Genomic DNA, 23,577 nt, shown 5'->3' with positions numbered 1-23,577 from the left:
AAATGCTTATTCGTATTCATCGTTTTACAACCTCCAAATCTTTTGAATTCTAAATCATCTTCTAACTAAAATTATTCTTCAAACTCAACCGGTTCACTCGGCCGGCTTTCATTACCAGAAATATCTACCGCACGAACCCGGTACCAAAGCTCGTCATTTGCATTTTCGTCGATCCAGTTCGTCTCTTCAACGGGCTCTTGGTTCAGCGGATTGTAAACACCTGTGGAGATATTGGAACGATAGACATTGTACCCGACCATATCAGGTGCCGTTACCGGTTCCCAGGTAATCTCAACACCGTCATCCACAGAGGTGGCTCGAACGTTCCGAACTTTGCGCGGCGGATCATAATCACGAATCTGTACCGTATCACTGAGTGCTGGCTTACTCTCATTTCCAACCGAGTCTATCGCGCTCACCCCATATTGATATTCCAATCCCAGCTCCACAGATTCATCCCGAAGCAATCTATTTTGAACCGACACGCTGTCAATCTCTGTCAAAGTCGAATCAATCTTTTTTCGATGAATACGGTAGCTGACAGCATCCCCCGAGGTGGTTTGATTCCAGTTCAAATCTACGCGAATTCCATCCACGTTATTTGCCATTACATTGGCGGGTGGCTGCGGCGGAGTCAAATCAGGAACTTGTAGACGAACGGTGGTTGTATCACTAAAATTCCTGGATGAGTCTGCTGCCAAAACACCATACTCATAGTAAATTCCTTCACCGAAACCGCGTCCGCCCACGCCGACATCGTTATATTCATGTTCCAGGTAATCTTCAGAAATGATCTGATTAAAAGTAGTCGAGTCGTCAGGTGAGATACTTCTTCTCAATAAAATGTATCGCCGTAAATCATCCGGCTCCTCTTCAGTAGTCCAACTCAGGGTAACTCCCTCTTCTTGTGATATGAACTCCGCTGAGAGATCACTTGGCGCCGGCGGTGCAGTTGTATCTGATATATGACGTGCAGCCACCGCACTTCTTGGACTTTCATTTCCGGCTGAATCTACGGCTGTAACTTTATAGAAATGCCGCTCTCCCTCCGTAACAGCAGGATCCCTGAAGATGGGATTTACAGGATCAATGAGTTCATCATGAAGCAGAGTATAATCACCCCTTACTTCCATACTTTTATATACACGATACCCGGCAAGATCGGGCTCAGGACTCACCGGCCAGGTAACTTCAATCTGTTGATTCACATATTCAGCAGCCACTCCTTCAATCACGGCCGGGGGTACATTGTCTTCTATGGTATGAGTCACAATCTCTCCGGTTGGTCCGGTTTGGCCGGTAATATCCACGGCAACCACCATAAACTGCATCTGTCTGCCCAACCGGTCGGTTGTAAAATGGTATTCATACTCCGTTCGCTCCTGATCCCTCAGAATAATTTCATCGTTCACCACCTCCAGCACATCATTATCCGGTTCCGACTGATAGATCTCAAACCGAATTACTTTATCGTCCTCATCCTCAGATGGCGGATAGGTCCACTCGGCCGTCATCGAATATCCTTCGTTCGAAATTTCCAGATTTTCGGGTGGCCGGGGTGTCTTCTCTTCGAGTGTAAACTCCTGTTCCAGCGTTTCTCCGGTGGGTTGTCCCAAATCATCCACAAATTCAATCCGGTAGGTGACCGTCTCACCGGCTTCAGGTCCTGTATCGATGTAAAGTCTCCCTAATGCATCTGCAATCTCGGGATGAACAAAGGTGTACAACCGGCCCACAACTGAATTGGACCGCAGGGAGAAAAAGCTGTCTGTGGCATCTTCGGCCTCGAGTGCGGTTTGAACCTGTTCATAAAGATCTGTACCAATAGCCGACGGCAACTCTTCCGGGTACAAAACGCCCCGAACCGGGTCATCATTAAGCTGTTGAAACTCTTCGGTACCTTCATCCTTCCGATAAATATTAAATCCATCCCCCAGCGGAACCGATTGGATGTGATAGACATACACACTGTCGCCATTCATGGCATAGCGCAGCTGCTCATCATCCACCTGGGCGGAAAGGTTACCCCAGGAAAAGAGAATAACCGGGATCAACCACAACAACTTGTATTTGAACAGATTTATATTGCTCATGTCACATTCATTTTTTAAAAAAATGGTTTTCTAATTGCTGAAAAAGTGACCTTGAAGCGTTCCCGATTTCTCGGGATCCTTCAAGCGTCACGCTTTTAAACTAACAACCGAACGCTGCAAGGTCCTTACGGACGCTTGAAGGTTCTCTACCCAAAAATGATTTAAAATTCAAAATCATAATCATACTCTTGTTGATTGGAATCACTAAAATCGTTCACCGTTGGAGTTTGGGAAACCGTCGTCTGCATTCCGTTTCCGTTTGTAATTCGAATGGAAACCCGCAGATCCAGGAAACTCTGGTTAGAGATATCTTCAGTTATCGATCCGCTCAAGGTGGATTCTTGCACTCCGTTCACCGTTATAAAGTTCGACCACATCGCCCCAAAGCTCATCGCGTTTTTGCTTGAAACCTTATACTCAACCTTGCTGATTCCACTTTCAGGATCACGAATATTGCTGACACCAATCGTCATTTCATCCCCGTTTTGGCTCAGGGAGATGGATGGATTTTCAGGAGGTGAGTTATCAAACACCACACTACCGCTCCATCCGGTTTCAGATTCCAATCCTTGTCCGTTTACGGTTCTCACTTTTAAGACCAGGGATGTTCCTTCGGGAATCTCTTCCGTCGGCACCTCAATAAAGGACGCGTCAGAACCATTCATAGATTTCTCCTGGTCGGCGGCTAACGCATAGAACAGCAGTCCCACATTTGCTGAGGATGTATTCACTTCTGTCCACGGCAGCAGATCTCCCGAAAACAGTCCTTCTGTAGCGGTGAACTCATACCTGTCAACCTCCGTCTCCCAATCCATAGAGGGTCGGTACAAGTAGAAACCGATCTCTCCGGGTTTGGCAGATGCTTTAATCTTGGGAGTCCACGGCCGGGTTGGATCTTCGGGCGTGACAGGGCCAATCGTTGAAGCTTCTCCTGAATTTCCGGCCTCATCTACAGCTCTTATGTGAATGTAGGAATCTTGGTTGAAACTGAGCGGATCACCCTCAATCGTGGTTTCGCTGCTGTAGGACGTGTTTATTTCATTGGGTTTGGCGAATGCAGCCTGGCTGTTCTCATCCGAAGAAACGGCATATTCATATCGGTGAACCCCGGATGTACTATCGGAAGCATCGCTCCAATTGAGAGTCAGCTCTGGTGTTTCCACATCTTTTGGCGGCGGATCTTCATATTCCGGAGTAGCCGGACCGGCCTCCCTGAAGTTGCTCTGGAATTCACTTCCGGATTTAATTCGAGGCATCGTAATTCCATCTTCACTGATTGCCGGAGCGGTCGGCAGATCTCCGTCATACTGGATGGGAGTACTCATCTCCTCAGCAGAACTCGTCATGCCCACACCATTCACAGCCCGAACCGACAAGTAGTGCGGACCTTCCGTCAGATTTACATCCTGGATGGTAATTTCCTGGATGATATTGTCAGCTCCCGCCATATTACCCAACAGATCAGATGCTTCACGGGTCACCCGCCGCCCTTGCCGTTCCGTCCAATCCACAATATCTGTGGCTCCTTTGCTGCTGCCAAGTGCATACTCAAAGGCGGCGATATCCGTATCCTCATCAAGCGATGTTGCCTGGAATACAATTTGTCCGGCTTGATTGGTCCAGTATACATTAATCGTTTCAGATTCTATGTTATAATTATCCGACACACGGAATCGGGTCGTTTCCGACTTGTTGTATTCTACTTTCACAATCGGTTCGCTTGGGGGAGAGTCGTCTTCCTCTTCAATACTCTCAGCAACTCCACTGGGATGTGGCGAAACACTTCCATACTCATCAACAACAGCACTGAAAGAAGCTGGTCGGCTAATCGCTGTACCCGACGGGCCGCGTACTCTCACAACAACCCCCATATTTAGCTCTTCAACATCTTGCGTCGTTTTGAAAATATATCGTGTTACATCTGAACTACTCCCGGTAGAGAGCATGCCTTGAGCATATACATCAGACCCGGCACCGGATCCGCCCAAATAATAGCTGTTCTCTACAATGTTTCCTGTTTGGTGTGATGCATTCCAGCTCAGGGTGATCTTGTTATTGTAATCCGTCAGATTTCGTGTTACCTGGATTCCCCCAATCCTGGGCGGAGTAAGCGTTTCTTCAAGGTCGTCTTTGCGCTGATTGAGGTCAACAGCCGCGCTGTCACCTGCAAGTGCCGCTCTGCGTTCTGCATAAATCGCTATCATCTCACGCAGGGTCATGGTCAGTGACGCTTTTGATTTGTAAATCTCATCTACCGTAGCGGTGAAGTCTTCGTGAGCAGTTTCCATCGGTTTAATGTTATTCTGGTAGGTTGATGCCATCCGTTCCGCTTGTGCTCTGGAGGAATCGCGGATCGCTTCGTAACCGAGAGTGGGCATTTCGTACCAGAACTCGATACCATTTTGGATGAAGTTCAACACAAAACTCTGGATGTCATTATTTGCAAAATCCCGCATATCCGATTCAAACTGATCTGCCAAATCATCCGCATCTGATCCGCTTGTACCCGGATCGAAGCCATGAATAAATCCTTCTCTCTTTCCGGCTATAAATACAATATCATCCACCGCATCCCCCGGAACACTATTACCACTGAAGGTTGCACTATTTTCACTTTGGTAATTGATCGACCAACCCAGACGATTTTCCAGCATCGATTCGTTTCCTTCAATCACGGCATCTCGCACACTCCCGCTTCGCAGATTGGAAAATGCTGTTAATTTATCAGAAGCCCATTTATTGTTTCTCCATCTGTATGAAATGTAGTTTCCGTAAAACTTGTCTATTGCCTCGCTTGCATCCGCAAATCGCTGGGAAATAGTATTGGCTCCTACCTGGTATTCTTCGTCACTTGCCTCCCATTCATATCTGCCAGTTGTTGGATTCTGAGTAGGCGTACCCAAAGCGAGTTGTGTTGAAAGAGCCTCATCAATGCGATCTGATATAGTTGGATACTGAATCGATGGCTGCCCGGTATTTTTTATCCAGCTCATCAAGAGCTTCTCTCAGCTCTGTAAGATTTTCTCTGTTTGAAGAAGCCTGCTGCGAATCAATACTAAACGAAGGCGGATCATCACTTTCTTCATTCCACTGCATCGAGCTGTTTTGAACCGGACTGCTGAGCTCTTCATCCAGCAATTGCTGCGCAGAGGCTTCCCACTCAAGGGCCAGCTCCCGGGTTTCGCTCAACCGGTTTTCAACATCCTCGGCATCCTGGGTCAGCCTGTCAATCTTCTGCTCCATTTCCGATCTCAGGCTTGAGATATTATAATCGGATTCGGTAGGCCGGTTTTCCCCGGAAATAATCAGATCTTTAATATCCGCATGAATCTGCGCTGAACTGTTCATAAAGTTTTGTTCCAGCACCGTCACAATATTAACAGTGTTGATCGGGTAAGATGACTTGAACTCAGTAAGTTCTGTCCGGCCGCTGCCAGCGTTTCCTCACTAATTTTCAACACCTCGGGTGTGCTTTGCATCTCTTCAGCAGCATCCATCGCCTCTTTCATCTGCTCTCCCATATTTTGGGCCTGCTCTCTCGCATCTGCTACGCGCGACTCGTACTCACTATTCGAACCCGTTCCGCCGTCGATTTTTCCATCTTGCAAGGCAAGCCAGACTCCTACCCTGCCGTTAAACACCAAGGCTACGTTTACATACGCACTTGCCGATGCATAAACCAGGTATCCGTTATCTATCAGCAGGGCACCTTTCAGCGTTCCTCCAACACTGGCTACTTTGAACAGCGTGGCGTTAAATCCAATTTCAACATAGGCGCCAATCTGTTCATCCTGAGTCAACCACCAAAACGCCCCTTCCCAGGTACTCTTGGAAGAAATGATTCCAATATCGAAACCCTGTGAAACCATGATTTCAACATAAAACCCATCCTGGTTGATCATGAAGCTGGCATCCGCCTCGGCAATACCACCGACGATATCCAGGCTGCCATCTCCGTTGATGGCCCATATAATTTTCAGCTGATCATCCGAACTGTTTTGTGTGTCTTCTACGGCAATAAAATCGATGTTCATTTCGCCGGTCAGCACGCCTACATAATCTACAGTCACACCTATTCCGGCACCGATCTTGAATCTTGGATCCCACTCAACCTGCAGGTATACCCCTGCCTCCAACCTGTCTCCCTGGTTCAACAGTTCACCCTGTACGTCCATCATAATCCACTTGTCAGTGATGAGCATGAGTGTACGTCCCTGGATGGCATACATACCTCCCTGGCCGATCAGGCTTGCTCCCGCATTGAGGGCTATCGCAAAGTCATAACCGCCGGATTTATCTTCCCAGGGTGGCTGGTCGCTGTACAGCTCGTAATCTGTCAACGCAAGTACATCTTCAAAATCTTCGTTTTCGGCATTGTAAAAGAATCCACCTCCGACTTCAGTAATATTTACAACCCCCGGAAAGAGAGGTATTTCGGCCTGTACAGCTACAAAAATCCCAAAACTGAATTCGTTATTTAAGGTAGACATTTCTCCCAGTGCCGCTAAGCCATAGCTTTGTCCGGATGGCGACTCAATTTCACCTCCTCCGGCAACACGAAGAAGAAATCCATCCGACTGTTTTTCATACTCGAGACTTGCAAAAAGGCGAGCTGTACTACCAAGTTCAATATTTACCCCTTCAATATTCAGGTAGAGAGAATTGGAATTCCGATAGTAGAATATTTCTTCGATTCCGCCTTCGAATCCACCCGGTATTGTAATATTTACAGCATCATTGCCATCGTCTCCAAATCGTAAATATTCATCTACCTGTATATTAGTTTTTGTACTATCCGGATTCTCTTTTGAACCGGCTTGTTCCATTATCGTAATCTCTTCATCCCGTCCCCACTCGAAGCTGCCCACCTCTATCGAAACTGTATTGGCTATTGAAAAACTACCTCCATCAACCTGCCCCATCGAGGCGATGCCTTCCTTCGAAATTTGGAAATCCTTCAGATCAAGCCCCGCGCCGCCGATTCCCTCAAGCTGAAAATTTGCATTGGCGTCAATCGACACACCTAACGTGTCTGCAGATGGATCGATCAGGGAAGCGTTGCTAATAGTCATTCCAAAAACCCCGGCATCAAATGTAAAGCTGGGGCTGTTCGTAATATTCCACTCCAGTTTTTGTTGAGCCATCCGATACCGGATTCCATACGTTTGCGGACTCCCGGGCTGACCGAATTCAATCACATCTCCGTCAATATCCAGGTCCGCGGAAGCATACAGAGTCATCTGCCCCTGATGGATATCTGTGATCTGCAATCCGGCTCCTTTCAAATCGAACGTTGCAAAATCGCCGAGATCGGCAGTTGCGTTTTGCAATACAAAATCAGGCCCGTTGATGGATGCGTTGCCGTCCTGATCAACCGAAATATCAATATTGGATGAACTTCCAATCGGGTCTGGCAGTGTAGCCTCACCCGAGGCTGTAAGTGTTGCATTGTTGTTTTGAATTCCAATTTGAAGCGAATTCAACACCAGGTACTCCTGCATCAGTTGAACCGGGTTGGAGGGATCGATCAGGTTCGCATTCCCGCCGCCGAGTTCAAACGTTCCGTCCGTTCCAATTCTGAAATCACTGAAATCAAATGAACGTTCTGCAAAACTGAGTGACCCGCCCATCGTCAACAGTAAATGATTTTCGGAGGTAATATCCAGCCCGAGATCATTAATCATAAAGTTATCTGTCTGGCCAAACATACTCAGGCTGTGATTTTGGCCTGTATCAACCTCATCAACAGAAACCCCGCTCGTACCTACGCGTAATCCCTCTATTGCAATTTCCAGATCCTCACCCGCCAGTTCATTCATGGCAAATCGACCGTCCAGAACGAGGTTAAAATCACTTTGTGAGAATTCGGTTCCTATGGAATCCAGAATCAGTTTTGCCTGGCCAATGGGCAGTTCATGAGGCGTCAGGTGATTTGTATCCAACGCAAAACCCCAGCTTCCGTTTGTAAAATCGGCGGCGAAGTGCACGTTGGAGGTATCCCCGTCGGCATCTGTAAGAAATCCACTCCTCATATCTCCCGAAAACTGATAGGAAGGGGAGTCGCCAAAATTCAGGTTTACCCCGCGGACAGCTAAGGAAAAAGCCCCGTCTGAAAATTCGTGTCTGGCTACAACTTCTGCATCTCCTTCGGTGTGAGCCGTGGTATAGGTTCCGGCAGAAAAGCTCGCTTCTGTAAACCCGCCGGGTCCAAGAATTATATCTTCTACAATAACTTCCAGATCCTGTATCGATTCAGGCAGGGAAAGTTTTGCATCGGCGTAGAGTTTATGAGGTTGATTCTGCAATTTCTGGTAGCGAAGCGCTGTCAACCCAAGCGGGTAATTCCCGTAATCCGAAAGATTTAGCGGTGTCTGACTTACATCCGCTGTGATGCTCCCACTAATCACTTTATATGAATTGTCGATCACCACATTACTGAAGCTAATATCCACCTGCGGTGATTTTCCTTGTGAATCTTCAATTCCCGCCAACACCAGTGGTACCGATTCATTCTCCGCCGTATAAAGTTCAAGTCCGTTACTCACACTCTGCGACTGCACCAGGTTTTGGCCCTCATCATTTTTCAATACGATATAGGCGACATCTTGGGTGGGCAATCCGAGAGTATCTGGCATGGGTACCGCTCCTGCAAGATTTTCCGGATTAAATCCACTTGAATCGTAATACCCAAGGAGTGTGCTGCTTCCATCCTCCTCGAGAATCAGGTCAGCCCGACCTGAGGTAACGCCCACAGGCTGCACGCCAAGGGTCATATTAAGAAAGTCGAGATTGAGGCCCACGTATGATTCTTCCCCATAAATGAGCGATGCACTGCTTTCCCCATCCGCTGTTAATCCATTTTGATCAATCACCAGGTTCGGAGGCATCACAAAACGTGCGCCGGCCAAAAAATTGACGTCATCATCAGGATCGGCAATTTGCCAGTCTGTAGGGTTGAAAGAAACATCAATTGCAAACTGACTTAATATCTCAAGGCTACCGCCTACAATCGATCCATCCTGGAGACTGAGCGCAAAATCGTTGAATGTGGTCGTCACAGATCCATCTCCCACTTCAAGGTCACCACTGCCGGTGAAAACAAGTCCCGAAGAGTTCAGCAGGGCCGATTGAACCGTCAGCACAAACAGCGGATCATCTGCAGGCAAATTCCACGAAAACGGACCGTTCAGCGAGAGGCTTCCACTCAAGATTTCTCCCTCCATCAGATCAAACATCAGCGAGCCACTTGCCGAGATCGGGTTTTGATTTTCCCGTTCAATCTCCGCATTCCCGGTGCCGTCAATGGTGGCGTTCTGTTCGTCATTTGAGAATGAAAGATCCAGTTCAGATGAGCCAAACCACATCGTCAGTGGTCCTCGCTCAATTTCTCCACAAGGGAGGAAATCCTGCACAGTTCCCTCAAAACCACCCTCCGAATTGAGATTCAGATCTACCCTCGTATCTTCGCAATACTCGCCGCTCCCGGCAAACATATCCGGCATTCCGAAATATCCCGAGACCTCTACATTCACCCCCTGTTGATTATCATCGGTTTCAAATAAGCCGCCGCTAAACTGATCGATATACAATCCGGCCGGGCCGATTGGAATGTGAATCGGATCGTTGGGTACGGTGTAAGGTTCCATCGAACCGCTTAAAATTCCGTTGTCGAAACCGATGTTGCTCAACGTGAGGGATTGCTGGGTCATTTCCGGTGCAGAGCCGCTGAATGATGGGAAGGTGAGTTCGAGATCCATTTCCGGAAGCAGGTCAAGCACATCACTCGCCGAAAGGTTGTGCACGTCAATCGTATTCTTATCCATGCGGAAAGCGAGAGGCTGCAAGCGGAAGATGCCCAGATCAAACTCAGGCGCATTCAGGGCTGGTGTTGAACCGCCGTTAATTTGCTGGGCAGGAATTACAATTCCATCTCCATCGCGGAGATCTACATTTTTGAGCGGCACCTCGATCGATTCCCCGCTGGCAAGCTGAACACCAAGTGTAAAATCAAGATCGGCAAAATAACTGAAGCCGGATGCATCCGAGTAGTTCATGCTCAGCGATGAGATCTGATCGATCGTAAAACTAAAATGACTCAGGTTGATCGTTGCATCATCTGTCAGTGCAGAGGCATCAAAATCAGTAACAGAAAAACCCTGATCACTGAATAGCACATCAACACCGACATCGGCAAGTGGATCTCCTGATAAATCGTTGACCTGAAATCCGCCGGTCAGATCGAACTGGAAATTCGGCTGTCCGCCACTTGTTAGCGGCACATCAATATTTCCCCCGAGTGAATCAACCCGAAGCACAACTCTGTTGCTGTTGGGCTCGAGAGGAACTTGTGCATCCAGGTCGGGCATGTTTACCGTTCCTTCTGCCCGCCCGTTACTTTTGATAAAGACAGTTGCATCTCCGCCATTTTGAAATTGATGATCCAACAGCGTCAGATCTCCATTCAAAAAGAGGGCATCAAAGGGATTCCCGTCGATTGTTTGAGTCGTATAAATAATTTCATTCAGCGAGATTGGAATTCCGTGGGATTCAAGATCGAACGTGGAGTTTTGATCGGGGACGGTTGCTTGCACCGAGCCTGAGATATAGTTCCCGGTGGAGGGATCCACAATTAGATCGGTAAGAGTTACATCTACGTTGGGAACATCGGGTTGATTGCCCTGAAGCGCCGGTACAAACAGTTGCAGCGGCTGGCCTTGCAGTGTTTCCACTTTGAAATTCCCGCTGCTTTGCCGCGTGGTTTGAACCAGGAGATCCCCGTCATCTTTCACTTTCAGATACGCGATCTCTTCGGTTGGCAGCGGTATTCGTTCCGGTAAAAACTGCTCGGTAAAGAAACCCATATTGGGCGTAAAACCTGAAGCATCGATCACGGCGATGCGCTGATCATCTTTAAAAATCTCTGCCTGTCCTTTTCTGAACTCCAAACGGATCGAGCCGCATGGCAAAATCATTGGAATAGATGATCTCGAGATCATCCAGCGACAGATCCTTAAAATTCAATTCGGCCGTTGATGCACCCGATGCGTTCACCCCGTCTGAATCAATAATAATTGTACCGGCCAGTGTCATCAAAACGCCCGGTGAATAGGTGAGAGAACTATCCCGCAGTGTTGCTGAAAAATCGAGTTGATGCGTGTCCGGATCGATACCTGCTTCCAGACTGAACTGTTCATCCAGGATGATTCGTCCGCTTTGAACTTCAAATGTTTGCCAGTCCACCAGCAGCTCATCAAAGGTTACGCCCATGGTTTCATCTTCAAAAAGCAGAGACTGACGGCCATCGATGGAGATACCGTTTTCATCAAGTGTGGCTTCATCCACCCGGAAAACCAGTACCGAATTCTGTTTTGGAATACCCCATTCAAACGGTCCCTGAAGATTGAAATCCAGTTCGGAAAATTCACCGGTCACAGGGTTCAACGTAAATGTACCCGATGCAGATTGATCTTCACCAAGATTGAGAGTTGCACTCCCTGATATTTCGGCCGTTAAATCTCCCGGAACGCCCTGTGAAATTTGCAGTTCTGAGGATGTAATTTGTCCCTTATAAGGCCCGATCTGAACTGGACACTCCGGTACAAAATCATCTGCTTGCAGATCAAATCCGCTGCTTGTAGCCAGGAATTCCAATTGATCAACCGATTGCTCTCCGGGTGCATTATCGCAAGTAAACGGTTCTCCCAGTTCAACAACTCCATCTATATCCAGGTCCGCTTGTGGGTGGAGTTCTTCCTGTTCATACTGAAGCTGCAGTTCGCCCCCGGCCTGATTGATTTGCAGTGCATAGCCCGCGCCAAACTCCCACCGGCAGTCTTCCATTCCCACTGTTTGCAGATCCCCTTCGATGGATTGCCCACTCACACCGGCATCGTTCAGGTTCAATTCTGAATTCCTGAGACAATCGGGATATTCGTTTGAATCCGGAAACTGAACTCCGGCATCCAGCGAAAACTCCCAGGGGCCAACCCCGGTTTCATCCCACTCAAACCAGGGAAAGAGGGATTCCTCAAGCGTAAACCGGTTCAGGCTAAATTGAAATGAATCCAGTTCAAAAGTATTGTTCGGCTGCAGATCTTCTTCGTTAAAAGTAAAATCGGGAAATTGAATGCCTTCGGGGGTGATCGTTACATCTTCAACAACCGGCATTTCTGCCTCGGGTACGGAGGGGAGGAAGAGATTCGCATCAAACTGAAATTCAAAATTCCATCCCAGTTCGTAAGAATAATCAAGAAAAGCCAGGTCCGGGTTTTGAAAACTCAGCTTCAGGATTCCAAGATTGAGTGTCGGTTCGGGAAAGGGACAATCGGACCGAAAATTACCGGCTTGCAGTCCGTCTTCAGCAGAGAGATTCAATCTTCCTTTCGCACCACAATAACGTACGGACTCCTGGGGCTGATCGAGTTTCAACTCAACACTGCTGCCCATGCCCAGGTTATAGCTGAGTGGTACTGGTTCAAACCATGAAGCGCCAAATTGCCCGGTGATATCCCCGATTGAAATTCGAATTTTGTCCGAGCCTTCAAGCAGAGAAAACGTTTCATTAACCTCGCAATCGACCCGCGCCGTAAAACTTCTTCTCCCGATTGGGATAGAGGGAAGATCACATCGCACATTTCCAAACGTTTCTGCAAATCCGCCCGCCGTAACAATTCCTTCAGGATAATTGGCACTCATCGATGTAACCGACACCTGGAAAGGTGCAGCTCCAAGGCGTTTTAAAACATCCTCTGATTCTGCCTGTATCGAACCGACCGGTCCCAATCGCTGAAGAGTAAGTTCCCCGGTGGCAGATAAATTCTCCCCATCCGGAATTTCAAATTCTGCGGTTGTCGTCACTCCTTCCTCCAAACTCCAGTTAATCTCATCAGCACGCACAAACCCGGCTGTCTGGCCAAAAATTTCTGCAAGATCCGGTGCATTGCCAGTCAAAGATCCATCCAGTATGACCGGATTATCTAACGATTCTTTTTGAAGCCGGAGATTTTGCACGTTGACCGATGTCTCGAGAGCATCCTGACCATCAAATTGAAGTCTCAGGGTTGCATTTCCCTGAAGTCGGTATGCATCGGACGTTTCATCGATCTCTAAATCAACAAGATTTACAAGGCTTGCGAATTCGGGAATCAGGGGAATTATTTCAAGCTCGTTGATCTCCGTAACCGGTTGATCCTCATCCTCCGCCTCTTCTCCATAGGTAAAGGTAAATACTTCACTCCTTCCTTCGTTTCTCACGGGCAATCTTTCGTCAACATCCGCAGCCCGAATCTGCCAGGCATAGGTAACTCCCTCTTCCAGCGACTGAAACTCCGGCTGATAAGGGATGGTTGTTTGACCCGTGAGTGAGGTTTGATGATGGGCTCTGTTACTCAGAATTGCCTCCGATGGATTTTGACCTTCCAGGACTTCCACCACCAGCAACTCATATTTAAACGTGGTTACGTCTGTGGCGCGCACCTGGGTCCACGAAAAGGTGGGAAATTGCTGCATCACATTTGCGCCATCCGGCGGTGTAACAAGAGTAGGAGGTTGCGGATACCGAACGGAAAAATTTGCCACTCCCTGCTGATTGGTCATCCCCACGTTTCCATCTGCAGGCCGGGCCTGAATGCGAACCTGGTATTGGCCTTCGGGAAGCGTACCAGCCATTACAATCTGCTGCTTCAGTCGATTGGTGAGCGTGCTGACGACCTCATCGGGGCTGGTTTCAAACGGGATCTCCTCAAAAAAAGCAGTAAACGTATGGGTTCCCGGCCGGAAGGGTACCGGATCGGATGTGATATTGAGCAGTCGTTGTTCCTCTTTGAAAACTTCAAAATCGAAAACGAAATCGGTCTCCTCCTGAGCAGCGTTGGTATAATTAAAAACCACCTGGTATTTGCCGTTGCGAAAATCTGCTTCCAGTTGATCGGCATAGGGAGAGGAGAGTACAGACGGCACGCCAACGATGTTAACACGGGTCATTCCCTGGCTAAGGAGTTCGCCCGGAATAAGGAGCCCCGCAAAAACTACGAGCCATAGCAGACAGGTATAGAACTGGCTCTTTAAAATCTGTTGAAATGATCTTTTTTGAATCATAAAATAATTTCGATTCAAGAGATCTTTTCAGCTATGGTTACAGCCTACAATTTCTGATTGCTGACTTCATTCTTAATTGAATTCTCAACAACCTGCTCTTTCAGTTAAAAATTGCAATTTATGATGCCGTTCAGTTATACATGCGTATCGGCTGATCGGAAAGAGGCCATTTTTTTCTATAAATTTTGAGTTAGAGCAAGATTATTCTTTCCGCAGTCAATTTTTGATAACGCGTTAGATCAGATCCGCGAAGTTTTCAGTATCTGTTTAGCGTCCTGGCAGAGTGCGATAGCTCCTGCCAGAGTCGCGTGGATCGGTTTTCGAGGGGAATGCCTTATCCCACAACTGACAGGAACCGAAAAGCACAGTGCTCTGTCAGGTTGTTTGACTCAAACCGCTAAACATGTACAGTTTTCAAAAACTTCGCGGATCTATATGCTAAACTACTCTAAAAACCCCTCCTCTTCGGCTTCTTCAATCGATTCGATCAATTCGGTCACCTGTTGATAAAGCTTATCATTGTCGCAACACTGTTTAATGAAATCTTTCCTTTTTTGCGGACGCTCGATAGATAACGCCTGGTCAACAATCGGTTCAATTTTTTTCCACCTTTTTTTCTTCATGCTTTATGAATTCAGATTGGCGAATAGTTTGAGTGCTTTCTATTAAGTATTTGCGTAGATCAACCCGAAAAAGTGCCAAATGGAAGTTTTACTGATTGATTTGTCCTTTTTCCGCCTCAGTTTACGCATGGTACAAATAGAAATATCAACAGAAATAAAACATTCAAACAGACCGTAATCTTGAGATTATGAAGCGTTACAAACTAACTGCATTTTTGCTAATGATATTCACAGTACTCTTTTTCTCCTGCGATGAAACCTCCCAGGATGCCGACCCCGAACCAGAAACGCTTGATTTTGCAACCGAACCCTCTGAGGACTTAACTCAAATGGTGGAAGTAACTCCCAGCGATTTCACGTGGGACTTTTTCAGCAACAATTTAATCGTAACACTGGTACCAGGCCCAATGTGGAGCGGCGAAATCGTACTCTCTTCCTTCCAGGTTGAAAATGGAGAGGTTGTAAACCGGTCTACCACTCCACCTGTCGAAACCAGTGCCGATGAACTTGCTGACGGCCTAACTACGGAAGAGATGTTTCCGGGGCTGGTATATATTCCGGGACAGGAATGGGTAACAAGCAAACAATGGCAAAACACTGAAACATGGCCTCAGGCGTCAAAATGGGTGAAAACTGAACACTGGACTCCGTCAGATCAGTGGGTTCCAGGTTCTATGTGGACCCCTTCAGAAATCGAACAGATTGCTCGAAATGAAGTTGATCTGTCCGAAAATCAAACCATGGTGGTTGTTTATCCTCATTTGGCAGAGAATTCAGATGACTTTGAGGTTATAACCCAACCCTACGGAATCATCTTTACAGAAGAAGCAGCTACGGGCTCTCTTGAAATTACAACCGAAACCGGAGGCACAAACCCGGATGACAGTTATGAAGTGTTGGTAAATGATCAGACAGAAACGATCGGAGCCAATGAAACCATAACCATTTCTGATCTCGAAGGAGCTGATTACTCAGTTGAATTGACCGGCATTGCCGATAACTGCGAGGTTGTAAACGGTGAGAATCCAAGAACCGTAACCATCACCGCCGATCAAACAACTTCTACCACCTTTGAAGTGAACTGTGCCGAAGCGTTAAGCGGTGCGCTTACCTTTACCAGTTTCCGCGATGGCAATGCGAATATCTATACCATTTCGGATGACGGCACGAATATCAGACAGCTTACAGATCACGGTGAGTTGGACGGACAGGCAGCCATCTCACCCGGCGGAACCAAAATCGCATTCACCAGCGAACGTGATGGGAACCGTGAAATTTATCTGATGAACAGTGACGGCTCCGGTCTCACGCGACTTACCAACAATTCCGTCCGTGATGAACTCCCCGCTTGGTCGCCCGACGGTAATCAACTGGCTTTCAGCAGTCAGCGAGATGGTGTGGATGATATCTTTATCATGGACAGCGACGGCTCAAATGTCACAAAAGTGACCACCGATCCAGAAGTGGATACCCATCCCACGTGGTCGCCCGACGGGAATACCCTTGCATTTCAGACATTGAGGGACGGCGACTGGACGATCTACAGCATCAGTACGGATGGTTCGGATGCAACGCTATTGACAGAAAGCGATGCCCAGAGTGACCGCGACCCTGAATATTCACCGGATGGTTCACAAATAGCCTATTCCCGTAATACCGATAACGGTGAAGAGATCTTTGTGATGGACAGCGACGGGACAAATCACACCCAAATCACAAACAACGACAGCCAGGATATTCTGCCCACCTGGTCGCCCAATGGTGATTTTATAGGATTTCAAAGTAATCGGGCGGGCGGTGCTAACATTCATATCATCGGCAGCGACGGGTCATCTCCCAGCCGGCTGACTGAAAGCGGCGCGTTTGATGAGTTCCCGCATTGGAGTCCTGTAGAATAAAGAAGATAGGTTTAAGCTATGAAAAACAACGAGTTGTATATCGAAAAAACATATTGGATCAACATTGTTTTAATACTTCTGTTTTTCGGATTAATTTCCTGCGATCTGCTGGATTCAAATTCAGCGTCTGATGAAACGGATGATTCTGACGATGATCAGGATCAAACCGTCCTCTCAAACAAAATCGCCTTTGCCAGCGACCGCGACGGGGATGATGAGATATTCATCATGAATGCTGACGGATCAAACCAGCAGAAATTAACAGACAACGAGTATGCAGATTCTGCCCCGGCTATCTCGAACGACGGTACAAAAATATCTTTTGTCAGCAGTCGCGCGGGGCAATTTACCGATCTGTATGTGATGGACGCAGACGGCTCCAACGTAACCCGTCTTACCACCGCCGTTGCAAATGTGGTCTATTCCGGATGGTCGCCCGATGATTCTCAAATTGTATTTGATGATTTGCGGGACGGGGCGCGAAACATTTTTACCATCAATGCCGACGGCACCAACCTGCAGCAGTTAACAAGCAGCGATGGAGAAGATGGAGCTGCATCTTGGTCACCCGATGGAACACAGATCGTTTTTGCAAGCAGCCGCGATGGAGACTTTGAAATTTTCATGATGGATTCCGACGGATCCAATCAACAGAAGCTCACCGATAACAGTGATGAAGATTTTGCCTCGCCCGGTGCATGGTCACCCGATGGCAGTACAATTGCATTCTCCTCCGAACGCAGCGGTAATTCCGAAATTTATACCATGGATGCTAACGGCAGCAATGTTACTCAAATCACAGACAGTGCAGAACGCGATATCTACCCCACGTGGTCACCTGATGGCAGCGAGCTCATTTTTTCTTCCGAGCGCGACGGCCAGCGGGAAGTATACAAAACAGATGCTGACGGCAGCGGTACACCAACAAACCTGTCATCTAATAACGCAAGGGAATCATTTCCTTTCAGCAGCCCGGTTGATTAAAACTTATCTAAGAGCAACGGGTTGTGCGGTTGGAAATAGAATGTATAAATGGCATCATCCCCCTCTGAATCCCCCTTCGAAGTAATGTCACTAACATTGGTTATTATCAGAGTTTTTCCCCGATACTTTTGAACGGTCAAAAGTATCCAAAACCCGCCGGGCTGGTGATTCCTTCAGTCGGGATTTGCGGTCCGTTTTGCGATGTAAAAACAATGGTCCATATCGCTTTGTCACCGTAATCAACGATTGATCCGGTATGTTTTTACAACCATCGCATGCGCTCCCCGCAAATCAACCACCGCCTTCAGCAATCAAAGGCCGGACCGATTTGGACCACCAACACGCCACCATTTAATAGTAAATTTTCTAACATTTTTTATTGATATAAAAATTTAAAGTTAGCGACATTGCCCTTCGAAGGGGGAAGCTCACGGTGCTTTTCCGTGAGCAGGGGGATGAAACTGTGTTGTAACCTGACAAATCTAAATATCGTGCCTTTTATCATTCACAAGCCTGTGATTTATCCGCACAACGTGCCTCACATCAATCCAATAATTCCTGGTAATCGGCAACAATCTGTTCATTTTCACTATTGATGGAGTACACCTCAATCAAATGCTTTAGCTGGTATCGGTTGTCAGCATCAAATTCAGACATGTTTTGCTCAAAAAGCTGGAAATGATGGTCGTAAAGAGAATCAGCCTCATTCACATTTTTATCCTGAAATTTTAAACAAGCAGCCAGGAGTCCCTCCGAGTAGGCGGTCCAAAGGTGATCGTTTCCAAGTACATTGCGATAGATCTGAACACTTTCTCGCAAATACGGTTCTGCTTCGGCCAACTGTTTGTTTCTCAGGTAAAACAATCCAACTGCATCTAATGCAGAAGCCGTACGCCAGTGATTGGTTGAATATTTATTTCGAATGTCAGATGCATTCTTTTTAAGGTAAGATACAGCCTGATCTAAACTGCCTTGAAAGTATAAACTTGAAGCCAGGTTTCTCCGCGTATTTATTATTTCGGGATGGCCCTCTACATAACTTTCATTCTGGAGTTCAAGGCTCTTTCTATAATTTCGAACTGCATTCCCGTATTCTTCCTGTACTCGGTATAAATAGCCCAAATTGTTGTAATAGTTGGCTAATGACGCCAAATCAACTGCCGGGTTTTGATTAGCATTTTCAATCACCTGACTATATATAGCTTCCGCCTCTTCAAACTTTCCGCGTTCCCTCAGTACATAGGCAAGATTTACTTTTACATTTAACATTTCTGCGTCGGTCGATTCATACACCTGGTTGTAAATTTGAACAGCTCTTCGAGTATGTTCTTCAGCCTGTTCAAGTTTTCCAAGGTTGCGTAACGCCGTTCCAAAATGTGAAAGAGTTTGAGCTGTTTGGGGGTTATCTTCTCCCAGTAGTTGTACTTGTAGTTCGTAGGCCTTTCGAAAATATTCTTCTGCCCGCACCCATTCCCGCTGCTCTTCGTGCAATTTTCCCATCGAAAAAAGAGCGTTTGCAAGCTCCAGGCTCTCGCTACCATGCTCGCGTTCAGTTTCCTCTACAGCTTTCCGAAGCAGCTCTTCAGCTTTCTCGTAATCCCCGAAATTCAAATACGCTTCCCCCATCACGGAAAGCATATCCACATACGCCGGTTGATTTTCAAGATCTTCCAGGTGATCCAAACCCTGCTGCAATAATCCCGCGGCACTCAATGTATCTCCGGCCGATCCTGTATCAAACAATTCCAACAAAAACGATGAAACGTCATCCGCCCGCCGTGCCTCCTGCCGTGCAATATTTCGCTCATCAGTAATCTGGTCGGTGTAAAACAGGATAAACCCGGCAATTACAATAATAAAAACAGCAGCCACACTGATCTCCTTTTTCCTCCGCCTGAAAAAGATCGTGGTTCTGTACCAAACGGTATTATCTTTTGCAGATATAGGTTGATTCTTCTCTCTCCGTTCTACATCATCAAGCAACATCTGGATGGTGCTGTATCTCTTCTCCGGTTCTTTTCGGATGGCCTTCATGGCAATAGCACCTAACTCTCCCGTCAGAATTTTATACAGTTCCCGGGGAGAAGTACTCCGATTCCCGGCAATCTCTTTCTTCTGATTTTCGGACAGGTTCTTGAATCGGGTTGAGGGTTTTTCGGGATAAGCCTCGAGAATGGTTTGTTCAATTTCCCTGATTTTTTTGTCTTCAAAATCGAATGGATGAACGCCTGCCAGAAGTTCAAACAGTAAAATTCCCAGCGCATAGGTATCTGTGGCAGTAGTGATCGGTTCATTCTCAATCATTTCCGGGGCTGCATATCGAAGAGTAAGGATTCTGGCGCTCTCAATGGTTTTATGGTTCCGCCATTCGCGGTCCCCGCTTTCGAGTAATTTAGCAATGCCAAAATCCAGAACTTTTACTTTTCCCTGTTCTGTAATAAGAATGTTAGAGGGTTTCAGATCGCGGTGGATCACAGCGTTTTTATGAGCGTAATGAACGGTTCTGCAAACCAATTTAAAGATCTCAAGCCGGGATTCGACCGAAAGATTCTGCTGATCGCAGTATTCAAATAGCGGAGTCCCATCTACATAATCCATCACCAAAAATGGGAGTCCTTCTCTCGTTACTCCTCCATCCAACAAACGAGGAATATTGGGGTGATCGAGGTTGGCAAGAATATTTCTTTCTCGCTTAAAGCGTGCGATATTTGCGGGCGTATCCATGCCTCTGCGCAACAACTTAAAAGCAACTTCCTTTTCATAAGCTCCATCGGTTCGTTTGGCTTTATAAACAGAGCCCATACCGCCGTGTTCAATCAGCTCTGTAATTCTATAATTCTCCACCGTCTCACCAATCAAAGCTGAGTCAGCCGGCTCCTCTTTTTCTTTTGAAATATCTTCAGCCAGGTTTCCAAGCATATCCGCTGGACTCTCCAGGAAACGTTCAGTTTCAGATTCTTGCATGGACTGAAGGAGTTCAAGAACCTGATTTTTTAGTTTCTCATTCTCCCCGCATCTGTTTGAGATATATTCCTCACGATCTTCCATCTCCAGGTCCATCGCCCTGTCAACAATCTCATTAATGGTGTCCCAGCGTTTTTTCTTCATATCTCCTGAGATATCTCAAAATTTGTCTTTCAGCTCTTTGTACAGCCAGCCTCTTGCTTTTGTCCAATCACGTTTAACCGTCCGGTCCGAAATACCTAATGCCTGGGCTGTATCATGGACACTCATTTGCCCAAAAAACCGAAGCGTTACAACATCCGCCATTCTCTTATTTAACTGCGCCAGTTCGTTCAGTTTTTCATCCAGGTCAATAACTTCTCCGGATTCTTCATACACCCTCAATAATCTGTCGATATAGGTCACATCCTGTTGATCGCCACCCCGCTTTTCTGCTTTTCTTTTTCTTGCATGATCTACTAAAATCTGGCGCATACACCGGGCGGCAATTGCTAAAAAATGGCTTTTATCTTTAGCTTCAATCATGGTTTGATCAATCATCTTCAGGTACACCTCATGCACCAACCCGGTTTCCGTCAGTGTGATGTTGTCATATTCATTTTGGAGTTTGGAATAGGCAAGATTTTTCAGCTCATCATATACAACCGGGAAAAACTCTTCATCAGATGTTTGCTCCGACTGCCGAAGATCGATCAAAAGCCTGGTAATTTTTGATTTATCCCTCATATATAACCCGAATTATATGTGCAATCTTATGAATCCTGCCACTAATATGTGTAAACAAGGTTCAGATTTGTAAGATTCAACAGTTGTCTTTACCCGAATTACTTTCACCATCGTACTCTCCTCCACAGCAAACTGATTCTGATGCCTTTCGTTAAGACAGCTTAACAAATTTTTAATTCTTTTCTAATAATTCGTTAAATGAATGCTTACTTTTCTGTGAAAATTTATTCGCTTTTATTACATTAAAATAAAATAGACGTTGGTTTAGCAAGCATCAGGAATAATCTATTTTCAGATTAATTAAATAATCTATGAAACGTGTACTAATCGTTGAGGATTGTCACATTCAGTCTACGGTTGTAAAAAAGATGCTGGAAAGTGAAGCATTTACAGTTACTGCCGTATGCCGATCCGGTGAGGAAGTTCTCGAACAGTTAAAAATTGATGTACCAGACATCATTCTGATGGATATTTTTATAAATGGGGATATGAATGGCATTGAAACAATGAAAATTGTGAGAAAAAGCCATTCAATGCCGGTCATTTTCATTACGGCTTTAACAAAATCTGAACTTCACGACGAGGCACTGTCAATGAGTCCTTCAGATCTGCTTACAAAGCCGATTTCAAAAGCTGAATTGCTGAGTACTATCGAGCAGCTTTTGAACGATGTTGTTGAAGCTTAAAATATCTGCGGCGATTTCGCCATATTTGTCTGAATAAATTCGGGGTAATTTACTACCACCGCCTTCCTTGTCTGCGGTGTTGCATCCGCCATTTTCGAACTGAATCCGGGTGAGCAAAACTGTTTAATTTTTTTATCTGCTCAGCCGTCAGAACCTCATCAACATCATCAATAAAGCCGGCATACATCTGGCGGAGAGTATCCATTTCACTACTTCTGTGCTCACCTATCACACTAAAAACTTCTTTCATATGCTCCGACTGGATTTCAAAAAACGGATCTACCTGCTCATCCCGGAGATCTAAACGGTCAATCATAAAGTTTTTTATTCTTTGAGGAACATCCCCCTCACCGAAATCAGAAAAATCATTACTCATTCCGCGTCCTCTTTCAAATCTATCTGTAGGAAGTTCCGGGCTCACTGCCTCATTTAATAAATAGCCTGATGCACCTCCAACAAGGAAAATTACCACATAGGCTAACAGTGCTTTACTCTTAATATTCATAATGTTGGTATTTATTGTTCATTCATTTCCTCCAGGTAGAGAACATAACTGTCAGTTATACTTTCATCTGCAGGGTAAAAATATTCAGCTGCAACCATTTCAGAATCGGTTTCTGCCTCCTGCGATTGAATCAGAGAAAACACAGACGTGATTGCAAAAATGGCTATAGATGCAGCCAGTGCGTATCGGCGAAACCATTCCAGTGTAATCATCTCAAAAGATTCTCCATCACTGGAGATCTCCCGAATTCTCTGTTTAATTGATTGGATAGATGATCTGTGCCTGCTGGGTTCTGAATCCGTTTGATACAACTCAGTTAAATCCGGCAGATTCATAATGGTGCGGTAATCTTCAAGGAGTTCAGGATGATTTCGAAGTTCATCTTCCAGCTCTTGCATCTGCCCTGTACTCAATAAACCATCGGAGGCATCTACGATTAACCGCTCAATTTCTTCTTTTTTCATGATTGATCAATCCCTGTCTGTTTTAGAGTTTTAGCTAACTGTTTTCGTGCCCTGAACATTCTGTTTTTTAATGTTTGTTCGTTAACTCCTGTCACCTTTGAAATTTCCGGATATGTAAGTCCGTCAATCGATTTCATTATAACAATGCTTCGCAGCAACTCCGGTAATTCCGAAATTGCTTTTTTAAGCAGTTCCACATCCTCATGCTGATCTTTTGTTTTAAACTCATCGGACTCAATTTCATATTCTTCAACAGGAACAGAACTTCTTTTTGATTCATGTTTTCGCTTTCGAAACTCATCTATACACTTATTCCTTGCAATTGAATAGAGCCAGGTGTACATGTTCGAGTTCCCTTCAAACTGGTCGAGATTTTTGTATGCTTTCAAAAATGTTTCCTGCAAAATATCCTCCGCTTCAACTTCCGACCCCGCAAGATACGCTTTCATAGACCTATGGAGGCGAGGGTAAAGCTCATCGATCTGTTTTTCAAACCAATCATCTCTGCCCATCCCTTAACGCCTCCACGGTTTCCAAT

General features: G+C 46.1%; 14 protein-coding genes. 3 read left to right on the top strand and 11 right to left on the bottom strand.

Translation table 11 applies throughout. The annotated features are described in order from the left end of the window. Positions 1–71: 71 nt before the first annotated feature. The 6 genes from U5K72_15190 to U5K72_15165 form a co-directional block, all read right to left on the bottom strand. Positions 72–2,093: a hypothetical protein gene (locus U5K72_15190; GenBank protein MDZ7720158.1), complete on the bottom strand. Its 2,022-nt coding sequence runs from the start codon at positions 2,091–2,093 to the stop codon at positions 72–74. 161 nt (positions 2,094–2,254) lie between these two features. After that, complete coding sequence (locus U5K72_15185) at positions 2,255–5,086, bottom strand: hypothetical protein (protein MDZ7720157.1); 2,832 nt, start codon at positions 5,084–5,086, stop codon at positions 2,255–2,257. After that, entirely contained in the window at positions 5,022–5,441 is a 420-nt protein-coding gene (locus tag U5K72_15180) for a hypothetical protein (GenBank protein MDZ7720156.1), read from the bottom strand. The genes U5K72_15185 and U5K72_15180 overlap by 65 nt, the downstream gene beginning before the upstream one ends. A 20-nt stretch (positions 5,442–5,461) precedes the next feature. Continuing rightward, entirely contained in the window at positions 5,462–11,065 is a 5,604-nt protein-coding gene (locus U5K72_15175) for a hypothetical protein (protein ID MDZ7720155.1), read from the bottom strand. After that, a complete protein-coding gene (locus tag U5K72_15170) occupies positions 11,004–14,189 on the bottom strand; it encodes a hypothetical protein (protein ID MDZ7720154.1) in 3,186 nt (1,061 codons plus the stop codon). The genes U5K72_15175 and U5K72_15170 overlap by 62 nt, the downstream gene beginning before the upstream one ends. 443 nt (positions 14,190–14,632) lie before the next feature. Continuing rightward, positions 14,633–14,812 carry a hypothetical protein gene (locus U5K72_15165; protein ID MDZ7720153.1) on the bottom strand — a complete coding sequence of 60 codons (180 nt, stop codon included), beginning with the start codon at positions 14,810–14,812 and terminating at the stop codon, positions 14,633–14,635. A gap of 188 nt (positions 14,813–15,000) precedes the next feature. Here U5K72_15165 and U5K72_15160 point away from each other — a divergent pair, with 188 nt between their 5' ends. Both U5K72_15160 and U5K72_15155 read left to right on the top strand, forming a co-directional pair. Then, positions 15,001–16,710, top strand: a complete 1,710-nt coding sequence (locus U5K72_15160; GenBank protein MDZ7720152.1) for a DUF5050 domain-containing protein — start codon at positions 15,001–15,003, stop codon at positions 16,708–16,710. An 18-nt stretch (positions 16,711–16,728) separates the two neighbouring features. Then, positions 16,729–17,694 carry a DUF5050 domain-containing protein gene (locus U5K72_15155; GenBank protein ID MDZ7720151.1) on the top strand — a complete coding sequence of 322 codons (966 nt, stop codon included), beginning with the start codon at positions 16,729–16,731 and terminating at the stop codon, positions 17,692–17,694. A 543-nt stretch (positions 17,695–18,237) separates the two neighbouring features. Here the strand turns inward: U5K72_15155 and U5K72_15150 are convergent. Beyond that, the gene (locus U5K72_15150) at positions 18,238–20,802 is read right to left on the bottom strand and encodes a tetratricopeptide repeat protein (GenBank protein MDZ7720150.1); all 2,565 of its coding nucleotides are present in this window, start codon (positions 20,800–20,802) and stop codon (positions 18,238–18,240) included. Positions 20,803–20,817: 15 nt separating this feature from the next. After that, entirely contained in the window at positions 20,818–21,384 is a 567-nt protein-coding gene (locus tag U5K72_15145) for an ECF-type sigma factor (GenBank protein ID MDZ7720149.1), read from the bottom strand. A gap of 311 nt (positions 21,385–21,695) precedes the next feature. Between U5K72_15145 and U5K72_15140 the strand changes: the two genes are divergently transcribed. After that, positions 21,696–22,070, top strand: a complete 375-nt coding sequence (locus U5K72_15140; GenBank protein ID MDZ7720148.1) for a response regulator — start codon at positions 21,696–21,698, stop codon at positions 22,068–22,070. Between the two features lie 52 nt (positions 22,071–22,122). Here U5K72_15140 and U5K72_15135 read toward each other — a convergent pair whose 3' ends face one another. Genes U5K72_15135 through U5K72_15125 form a run of 3 tightly spaced genes read right to left on the bottom strand, consistent with a single transcriptional unit; the run spans position 22,123 to position 23,551 of the window. After that, positions 22,123–22,575: a hypothetical protein gene (locus tag U5K72_15135; GenBank protein ID MDZ7720147.1), complete on the bottom strand. Its 453-nt coding sequence runs from the start codon at positions 22,573–22,575 to the stop codon at positions 22,123–22,125. Positions 22,576–22,586: 11 nt separating this feature from the next. Continuing rightward, the gene (locus U5K72_15130; GenBank protein ID MDZ7720146.1) at positions 22,587–23,039 is read right to left on the bottom strand and encodes a hypothetical protein; all 453 of its coding nucleotides are present in this window, start codon (positions 23,037–23,039) and stop codon (positions 22,587–22,589) included. Further along, entirely contained in the window at positions 23,036–23,551 is a 516-nt protein-coding gene (locus U5K72_15125) for an RNA polymerase sigma factor (protein ID MDZ7720145.1), read from the bottom strand. The genes U5K72_15130 and U5K72_15125 overlap by 4 nt, the downstream gene beginning before the upstream one ends. Between the last annotated feature and the right edge of the window lie 26 nt (positions 23,552–23,577).

The sequence above is a fragment of the Balneolaceae bacterium genome (genome assembly GCA_034521495.1).
In the GTDB taxonomy this organism is placed as follows: Bacteria; Bacteroidota; Rhodothermia; order Balneolales; family Balneolaceae; genus Rhodohalobacter.
This window is presented reverse-complemented; position numbering and strand designations above follow the sequence as displayed.